Annotated in this window: 8 protein-coding genes; all 8 read left to right on the forward strand. The window is 47.1% G+C overall.

From position 1 onward, the window contains the following. Positions 1-279 precede the first annotated feature (279 nt). The 8 genes from L3D05_RS07180 (at position 280) to L3D05_RS07215 (ending at position 9,143) form a co-directional block, all read left to right on the forward strand. On the forward strand, positions 280-1,305 hold the full coding sequence (locus L3D05_RS07180; protein ID WP_239615318.1) for an ABC transporter substrate-binding protein: 1,026 nt from the start codon (positions 280-282) through the stop codon (positions 1,303-1,305). A gap of 16 nt (positions 1,306-1,321) precedes the next feature. Beyond that, the gene (locus L3D05_RS07185; RefSeq protein ID WP_239615319.1) at positions 1,322-2,311 is read left to right on the forward strand and encodes a FecCD family ABC transporter permease; all 990 of its coding nucleotides are present in this window, start codon (positions 1,322-1,324) and stop codon (positions 2,309-2,311) included. 1 nt (position 2,312) lies between these two features. Next, entirely contained in the window at positions 2,313-3,092 is a 780-nt protein-coding gene (locus L3D05_RS07190; RefSeq protein ID WP_239615320.1) for an ABC transporter ATP-binding protein, read from the forward strand. Positions 3,093-3,130: 38 nt separating this feature from the next. After that, a complete protein-coding gene (locus tag L3D05_RS07195; protein ID WP_239615321.1) occupies positions 3,131-3,625 on the forward strand; it encodes a HugZ family pyridoxamine 5'-phosphate oxidase in 495 nt (164 codons plus the stop codon). A 20-nt stretch (positions 3,626-3,645) separates the two neighbouring features. Then, the gene (locus L3D05_RS07200; protein ID WP_239615322.1) at positions 3,646-4,092 is read left to right on the forward strand and encodes a DinB family protein; all 447 of its coding nucleotides are present in this window, start codon (positions 3,646-3,648) and stop codon (positions 4,090-4,092) included. Positions 4,093-4,618: 526 nt separating this feature from the next. Further along, entirely contained in the window at positions 4,619-6,379 is a 1,761-nt protein-coding gene (locus L3D05_RS07205) for an ABC transporter ATP-binding protein (protein WP_239615323.1), read from the forward strand. Then, positions 6,379-8,049 (forward strand): ABC transporter ATP-binding protein, encoded by a 1,671-nt coding sequence (locus L3D05_RS07210; RefSeq protein ID WP_239615324.1) that lies wholly within the window; start codon positions 6,379-6,381, stop codon positions 8,047-8,049. Before L3D05_RS07205 ends, L3D05_RS07210 begins: the two co-directional genes overlap by 1 nt. Before the next feature lie 23 nt (positions 8,050-8,072). Further along, positions 8,073-9,143, forward strand: a complete 1,071-nt coding sequence (locus L3D05_RS07215) for a glycosyltransferase family 2 protein (RefSeq protein ID WP_239615325.1) — start codon at positions 8,073-8,075, stop codon at positions 9,141-9,143. Positions 9,144-9,154 lie beyond the last annotated feature (11 nt).

Here is a 9,154-nt window from a genome sequence, read left to right on the forward strand (position 1 = left end):
GGATTCATTCTTAATGGGATGTGTAATAAAATGACAAATTTAATTCATTTTAGAATGAATAAGTACTCTCAACAACGAAGTATTCTTGGTTTATTAAGAGCAATATTACGCATCGATTGTATAACCAATCAGGGCAAGGAGTTTCAGTCTTTCTTGCAGACCGGATCTTATAACACTTGACTTAAACAGTGATAACCATTATCATTATCTCGATATTGATAATCATTATCAATAAAAGAACGTACCAACAAGATCATTACATACTCGGAGGGAAAGACATTGAAAAAATTATTATCGTTATTACTCATTGCCATGATTGCTGTACTGACTGCGTGCTCGTCTAATACAGCCAACAACGGTTCGAACGAAGCAGCTAGTCCAACAGCGAGCAGCAATTCTGCAAGTAACGAAGCAGCCACTGAAACGAATAACGCCGAGGAAGCTAGCGTTGAATACAGTTTGGAAAACGATGGAATCGATGAAACGGCATTCAAAGACGCGTTAAGCCAATTACCAGCGGAAGTGCCGGAGAGAGTCGTGACGACATCCGTACCCTTAACGGAGATGCTGCACTTGCTGGGGATAACTCCTGTTGGAGTGCCAACCTCAACCAACCCGATTCCTGCCGATTTTGATTCCATTCAACGGATCGGTTCGCCGATGCAGCCGGATCTTGAAGTCGTAACGAAGCTAAAACCGGACTTGCTGCTAGGAGCAGAATCTCTCCGGAGCACGTTGGACAAGAGCGTGGAAGGACTGAACTTGAAAACAGCTTATTTAAAAACTGAATCTTTCGATGATCTGAAGCTCAGTTTTAAGGTGCTCGGAACTTATTTTAACAAAGTAGATGAGATGAACGCGGTACTGACAACGATCTTGAATAAAGAAAACGACTTGATCACGTTAACCAAAGGAAAAGAAACCCCGAAAGTCATGCTTATGATCGGAACGTCGGATTCCTTCATGGTAATGAGCGATCGTTCTTACTTGGGTAGCCTGGTGAAGAAGCTTGGCGCTGATAATATCGCCAACTCTGTTCTGAAAGTGACAGATACCTACTCGCCAATCAACATGGAGAACGTCGTTGCCGCAGATCCAGACGTTATACTCGTTCTAGCTTCAGGGGATCATGGCGCGTCAGTAGATAAGTTCGAGATGGAAGTTAAAAGCAATGATACTTGGACCAAGCTTTCCGCGTACAAAAATGACAAAATTCATATTCTTGATTACAGCGTTTTCGGCGTAACTTCGATCAATAACGTGGAAACGGCATTAACTCAAATCGCAAATTACTTCTATGAATAAACAGAGGAGATAGCAGGTGACTAATACATCTCGTAGCTGGACGATCGTAATCATCACGTTCTTGCTTGCAATCGTTGCTGCGATTATCGCCATCGGCTTGGGTAGCGTGTCCATTTCGATACCAGACATCTTGCGAACGATCTTCACTTCATCGTCCGAAGCGGTGAACGATACGATCATCTGGGACATTCGCTTGCCTCGCGTCCTCTTGGCGTTAATAATCGGCGCGAATATCGCGATCTCGGGCGCGCTATTGCAAGGCGTTATGGGTAATCCCTTAGCTGATCCGGGTTTAACTGGCGTAACCAGCGGTGCGGCTGCATGCGTGCTGATTATCATGCTCGCCTTGCCGGAATATACGCAATTCATTCCGGTTGCAGCGTTCGTCGGGGGGCTCGTCGCTTCCTCTATCGTCTATGCGCTGGCATGGAGACGGAACGGAATTTCGCCGATAACGATCATCTTATCGGGCGTGGCCGTGAATGCCTTATGCGGCGGAATCATCGGCTGGTTATCGATCATGTTTAGCGATCGACTTCCCGCGGCGGTTCAGTGGCTTAACGGTAGTCTCGCGGCAAAAGGCAACAATGCCTTGTACATGGTACTCCCATACGCCATCGGGGGTTGGATTCTATCGATTTTCGCTATCCGTAAAGCTAATATTATTCGGCTGGGCGATCAGGTAGCCTCTAATCTCGGAGAGAACGTAAACCGAATCCGTATTCTGTTGAGCTTGTTAGCCGTATTTCTAGCGGCGATATCCGTAGCAGCTATCGGAATGGTCGGATTTGTCGGCCTCGTCGTACCGCATATGGCTAGACTGCTGGTAGGCTCCGATTACAAGTTCATGTTGCCCATGAGCATGGGGCTTGGCGCGCTTGTCCTGTTAATAGCGGATACTGGGGGACGTATCCTGTTCTCGCCTCTGGATATTCCGGCAGGCATTCTAATGGCAGTTATCGGAGCACCGTATTTTTTATACCTGATGAGAAGGCGGACATTCTAATATGTTTACTGTAGATTCCATTTCAATTCGGTATGAGAAGAAGAGCGTAATTCGCGATTTTTCGTTTTCCGTAAAGCAAGGAGAGGTCGTATCCATCATCGGACCGAACGGTTCGGGCAAATCTACGTTACTTAAAGCCGTTTCGCGGCTTATTCCTTATCATGAGGGAACGGTAGAGCTCGAAGGGACGAATTTGAGCGCGATGAGCTCTAAGCAAGTTGCCCGTAAAATGTGTATGCTTAGCCAGAAAAACCAAGCGCCGAACGATATGACCGTCATCGATCTCGTCTCGTATGGCAGGTACCCGCACAAAAAATGGTTTGAGAAGCTCAATCAAGAGGACAATGAGATCGTCAAATGGGCGCTGGATAAGACTCATCTGGCAGAGTATAAAGATCGAACGATTTCTTCTTTGTCCGGCGGCGAAGCGCAGAGAGCATGGATTGCCATGGCACTCGCGCAACGTCCCAAAATATTGTTACTGGATGAGCCTACGACGTATCTTGATATTTCTCACCAATATGAAGTGCTTGAGCTCGTACGTGCGCTGAACAAGGAAATGGGAATGACCATCTTGATGGTGCTTCATGATCTTAATCATGCTTCGTCTTATAGCGATCAAATCGTAGTCGTGCAAGCCGGCGAGAAGGCGATGAGCGGTACGCCTAACGAAGTGATGACGACGGACATGATTCGGCACATTTACCGGATGGACGCAGAGATTCAATATTATTCACCGGACAATAAACCACGCATTCATCTGATCAGTCCCGCGAGATAGAGCGATTATTGACAATCACCAACTTGGAGGTATAACGAATGAAAAAGCCTGTTGATGTAGAGAAGAACAAAGAAAACTACTTACGGTTTATCGAGGATCGCAAAAATGTGATCTTGAGTTTGATCGATGATGAGGGAAAGCCTTTTATTAGTTATGCGCCTTTCGTTAAGAAAGACGGCAAATTCTATATTTATATTAGTAAAATTGCCGATCATTATCGATTTATGGAAAATAACGAATTCGTCGATGCCCTTCTTATCGCCGACGAGTCGGCAACGAATAACAAATTCGCAACGGAAAGAGCGCGTTGGAGTTGTACTTCGAGCAATATCGGCAACGACGGGCACGAGGATATTTTTGAATTGTTCAATGTTATCCATGGAGAAGCCATGATGAAGCTGCTGCGCGGATTGGATTTCTCGCTGTTTGAATTGGTTCCGCTGCATGGGCGATATGTCGTAGGCTTCGGTTTGGCATTCGATCTGGATGTGGAAGCTAACCTATTTAATCATGTTGTGATCGACAAAAAATAATACCAAGGAGCTGACCGGGGATGTCCTTCTCTATCGTGTTACCCATCTGGCAAGCGCTGCAGGAACGATTCCACAAAACCGTGAAAGCATTGCCGGAACAGGACTTGAGCCTGCGATTAGGATCTTCATCCATTGAATCGATGCTTCGCCACAATGCGGAAGTAGAGTTTATTTTCGCGGAATGGTTTTTCGGCAAATCTATTCCGGAAGAAATGAAGAAGTTCGTAAAACGCGGAGAAGACGGTGATGACACATTGCTTACGAAAGATGAGCTGGTTGATCTTCTGGCCGCTTCGAATTCGCATCTCATTGAAGCCATGCGCGAGCTCCCGGAAGAAGCTTGGCATAATCGAGTCGAAACTTCCATGGGAGCATCGACGCCTTTGGAAGCCGTAGGCAGGCTTATGTACCATACGGGAATTCATTCCGGGCAAATATCGCTTATTCAGAAAAATGCCCGAAGCTAATCTATGTAAAATAGAGTTATGGAAAGGAGAGTAGGCGAGTTAGGCCTAGCTCTCTTTTTTGGCATATGTCATGATTAGAATTGCATGGTCTCATAGGACTATATACAGGGTGATAGATTCGTGATATTGTACTGATTGATATTAACGGAAAACGTTTTACGACGTTAAATTCTTTAATTAAAAATATTAAAATTTTTTACATTTTTACAATATAATAGTTTAATAGTTCGTAGTTTTATGCTATTATTTGTCTATATTCATCGCCGACAGCATTGTATAAGGTGATATTCTTGCAAATTATTGCAAGTCGCCTTCCTAAACTCTCCGATTCCGTAATTCACTTCTTAGTAGAGCGGCTTACTCTCCAGAACCACTACAAAATCCACAAATTTCAGCATCTGGTCAACTCAAAAGGGACTCTAATGATAGAGTTTTATAGATTTACATCGATTAGGGGGAAGATGACAAATCGATTTATCCTGTAAAAACGATATATTCCGAACGACGTAGACAATGAGGTGATGCGTTGTCGTTTAAGGAGCTTATTTCTCGAAGCATCTTGAACCGTTCTGCCAAGGATTCACGCCGATATTTGCTTATGGCGGTTATGACAGCGCTTGGCGGTGCTTTGGCTGACATGGCCATAGCTTTGTCGATCATGCGATTGGCAGATGCCGGATTATCCGGGGATGAGAATACCGCCATTCGGATGTCGATTTACATGGCGGCCGCGGTTCTTGTCGGTTTTCTGTTGAAGTTCACGATGAAGGCGGCTGCGACGCGATTCGGTGCGAATACCGCTTATAAGTTGCGCTCGTCGTTGTTCGCTCATATGGCGAAAATAAAGCAATCCGAAGCGGAATCCCGCCACGCGGGTGATTGGATGTCCGTTCTATCCAATGATGCGTTCGCGGTCGAGCAATTTTTTACTTATCATTTATGCAATTTGTTATTTCACCCCATTATGGCGACAGGCACTTTTGTTTTTTTGTTGCTGTTGCAATGGAAGCTTGTTTTGCTTTGCTGCTTAATTATGCCGCTATCGCTCCTAATTTCATGGCAATTAGGCAAGCCGATTATTCGGAAATCGCAGCAATTGCAAGAGATCGAAGGGGCGATCAACTCCCAAATCCAGGATGCCGTGATCGGGCAGGCTTTGATTAAGTCCTACGAAAGGCAGAATTGGCTGAGGGAACGGTTCGAACGTATTTTGAAGACGGGCCTGTTCAAAAGCTTTGATTTGGAACGGCAAAGGTCGTTCATCATACCGTGGCAAATCCTACTGCAAACGCTTCCATTTGCGTTTTGTATTCTTTATGGAGGCTGGCTAGCTATCCATGGCGATATGCGTCCGGCGGCACTGCTTGCTTTCATCTATCTGTTGGGCTATTGCATTCAATCCGCTTCCGCGCTGCCAGAGCTGATAGGACAACTGTTTGTTGCGACAGGTGCGGTTAGGCGGCTGAATCAGATCATGGACTATCAAACGGAAGAAGGTACGGGAACGTCATTGGCCGATACCGAGGATCGGACAAGTCCGAATGAGAGCGAAAGCGTCATTTCATTCAACGAAGTAAATTTTCAATACGCGGGCCGCTCAGTGCTTGCCCTCAACGATATTTCTTATGAAGTCCGGAAAGGCCAATTCGTTGCGATCGTTGGGCCGAGCGGTTCCGGAAAGAGTACGATCATGAAGTTATTAAGCAAGCTATATGAACCGAATAGAGGAGAAATTCGGTTATTTGGAAAGTCGTTAGCCGATTACAATCCGCAGGCAGCTCGCTCCATGATTTCATTCGTGAAGCAACATACGTTCTTGTTCCCGGGCACGATCTTGGACAACATCAGGCATGGCAAACCGCTTGCGACGGATAAGGAAGTGGTCGAAGCGAGCGTAGCCGCAGGGGCAGACTCGTTTATTCAACAGCTTCCCGATAGTTACCTGACGCAGATTGGCGAGAGGGGAGCGGGATTATCCGGTGGGCAGATGCAGAGGATTGCCATTGCGCGCGCGTTGTTGAAGGAAGCTCCGATCGTTGTTTTTGACGAACCGACCTCCGCGCTGGATGGAGAGTCGGAAGCGATTATTCAAGAGACGCTTCGGCAAGTTCGAAGGCAAAAAACCATTATCGTTATCGCTCATCGATTGTCTACGGTTCAAGACGCGGATCTCATCCTGGTGATGGACCAAGGCCGCATAGTCGAGTCGGGAACGCATGAACAATTAATGCGGCATAGCGGGCTATATTCCGGCTTGTATCAAAACTTATTAGAAGGTGTCTCCTAATGGCCGAACGACGTTCGGAGTGGTTGCGCTTTTATTCCATGCTGCAGAAACCGAGGCGACGGTATGTCCAATATGCGATCGGCGAGTCCTTAATTCGATCGATTGTTCCGATTGTCACGGCATTCGCTCTCAAATGGACGATAGATGCGTCAGTGTCGGATGATATGAATATTTTATGGAAAACGTTTTGGGTTTTGTGTGGCTCCACCCTCTTGTTCGCCGCCCTATCGCCCTTGCTCGTCTACAGGGTGAAACGGACGGCCAAGCTACTCAGCGTCGGCATACGCGGCAAACTGATCAACAAAGTCGCATACTTGTCTTTCCCGTTCTTCGAGCGCAATGAAAGCGGCGAGTTGATGTCAAAAATGTCGAACGACGTGTTTCAAATGGAGGAAATGTATACCGAGCATATGCGTAATTTAGTCCATTATGCGATCGTGGGCTTAGCTTCCTTCGCGGCGATGCTTGTCCTGGAATGGCGATTTGCTTTGTCGCTGATCGCGTTAACCGTTGTGATAGGGGCGGTGAACTATCGATTCCTTCGCCCGTTGCGGATGCTTAGCAATACTTTACAGCAACGGAAAGGCGAAGCGAATGCCAGATGCAGCGATTTGTTACACGGTCTTTCCACGATTAAGCTCTATCAACTGGAACCCGTCGTCATCAGTCAATACGATGAACGAAATCGCGAGATTCAGCATTTAACGAGTAGATTCGGACGTCAAACCGCATGGCTGGAAGCTATGAATTATTTGTTGACCTTCATAAGCTTCGGTGGCATTGCTGTTGCGGGAACGTTTCTAGTGCTGAGTGGTTCGATCGAAACGGGTTCGTTAATCGCCCTTATCCAGTTACAGATGAACGTAACGTTCGTCATCATGCTTACGGGAGGATTGTTTGCCCGAATGCAGGTTTCCGTTACGGCATCCGAACGAATCAACGGATTGCTCGAGAGTGAAGAGGAAGCCCATGAGACCGTCGAAAGGAACTTGGATATATCAGAAGGCACGAAAGACTATGCCGTCGAGTTAGACGATGTATTTTTTTCCTATGGCCAAAGATCCGTTCTGCGAGGCATTACGATGTCGGTGCGGTCTGGCGAGACGGCCGTCATCATGGGAGGGAGCGGCAATGGAAAAAGCACGCTATGCAAGCTGTTGCTCGGTTTTTATCGACCAGACAGCGGCAGCATCAGACTGCTTGGCGACGATTTCTCGCAGTGCTCTCTGACGGATTGGAGAAGTAGAATCGCTTATGTTCCGCAAGAGCCATTTCTCTTCTCGGGGACGATCGAGGACAACATTCGGTTTGGCAACCTTGACGCATCGGATGAAGACGTACGGACCGCAGCCGCGGCAGCAGGCGCCCATGACTTCATTCACTCGCTACCGGAAGGTTACGGTACGAATATTACACAAGATGCGTCCAACCTATCGGGAGGCCAGAAACAAAGGATCACCATTGCCAGAGCTTTTCTGAAAGACGCCCCGATCCTGCTTCTGGACGAGCCAAGCTCATCGCTTGACTCCGCGGCGGCGAATGCTGTGGCGGATGTCGTGAATCGATTGAGGGGGGTGAAGACGTGCCTCGTTATCGCTCATGAATCTAAGTCGCGGTATCAAGTGGACGCTGTGTATTGCATCGAAGATGGGAAAGCGCAAAAACAGTAAACGGAAATGAAAGAAGGGAACTTGTGATTAGCGTTATTATGCCGACATTCAATAAAGCTGCTTATTTGAATCTGACTTTAGCCTCGTTCGTACGGCAAACTTCCAAAGATTACGAAATCGTCCTGATCGACGACGGAAGCGTGGATGGCACGCAAGCCATCGCGGACAATTACAAGAACAAACTGAATTTGATCCACTTGAAACAGGCCAACCTAGGGCGATCGGCAGCGAGGAATAAGGGGATTTCCGCTAGCTCGGGAGAGTATCTTCTGTTTAACGATGACGATCGTATCGTTCAAGGCGACTTTATAGAGCGGCATCAAGAGGCTCTCTCAAGAGAAGCAAATACCGTTCATATCGGCGGCAAAGGTCGAGTTCTAACGATCTGGCACCGAAACCAGTTGATCATGCAAGGCAAGGACCGTCGAAAACTAGCGGAGAAGCTAGGCGATCGTTGGCATCGCGTTCGCAGGAAGGCGTATGCGGAGCTTGCGTCGGCAGAGGAAGTGGAGACGAATTTCGAGCCTACCATCGATCGGTTATTTCTGGGCAAAGAGTTCGAATCGAATCATGTGTTAGGAGTTCCAATTGATCGAATCGAAGACTTTCGCCTGAAGTGGATGCTAGGTACAACGGCTAATCTGTCCGTGAGAAAGGATGCTGTAGTCGAAGCGGGGATGTTCGATACGGAGTTCAGAGGCTGGGGAATGGAGGACTCCGAGCTCTGCTACAGGCTGGTGATGAACGGATTGGCGCTGAAAGAATGTTCCGAGGCGTTCAATTACCATCAAATTCATCCGATCGGGCGAAAGTTCTGGATCAATCCGACGATGAGCATTTCACGTATGAACGAGCTAAAAAGAAACATCGAGTATTTTCACGGCAAATTCGGAACGCCCGCCAGTTATATTTTTCGCAGAGCGTTTTACGATAATATCCCGACTTTGCTAGCGAATGAGATATTAATTCAATTCGAAGGCGCATTAGGCGAATCAGATACCGTCGAGGAGTGGGACTCGCTGTATCGCAGGATCATGAGGAGCAGAAGAAACCAGTCGTTAAGAGCGAAGCTTGGTTTTAGATCGAAAGGGTAGCGGAATAAGGA

It is taken from the genome of Cohnella mopanensis, assembly GCF_022352055.1.
Lineage (GTDB): Bacteria > Bacillota > Bacilli > Paenibacillales > Paenibacillaceae > Cohnella > Cohnella mopanensis.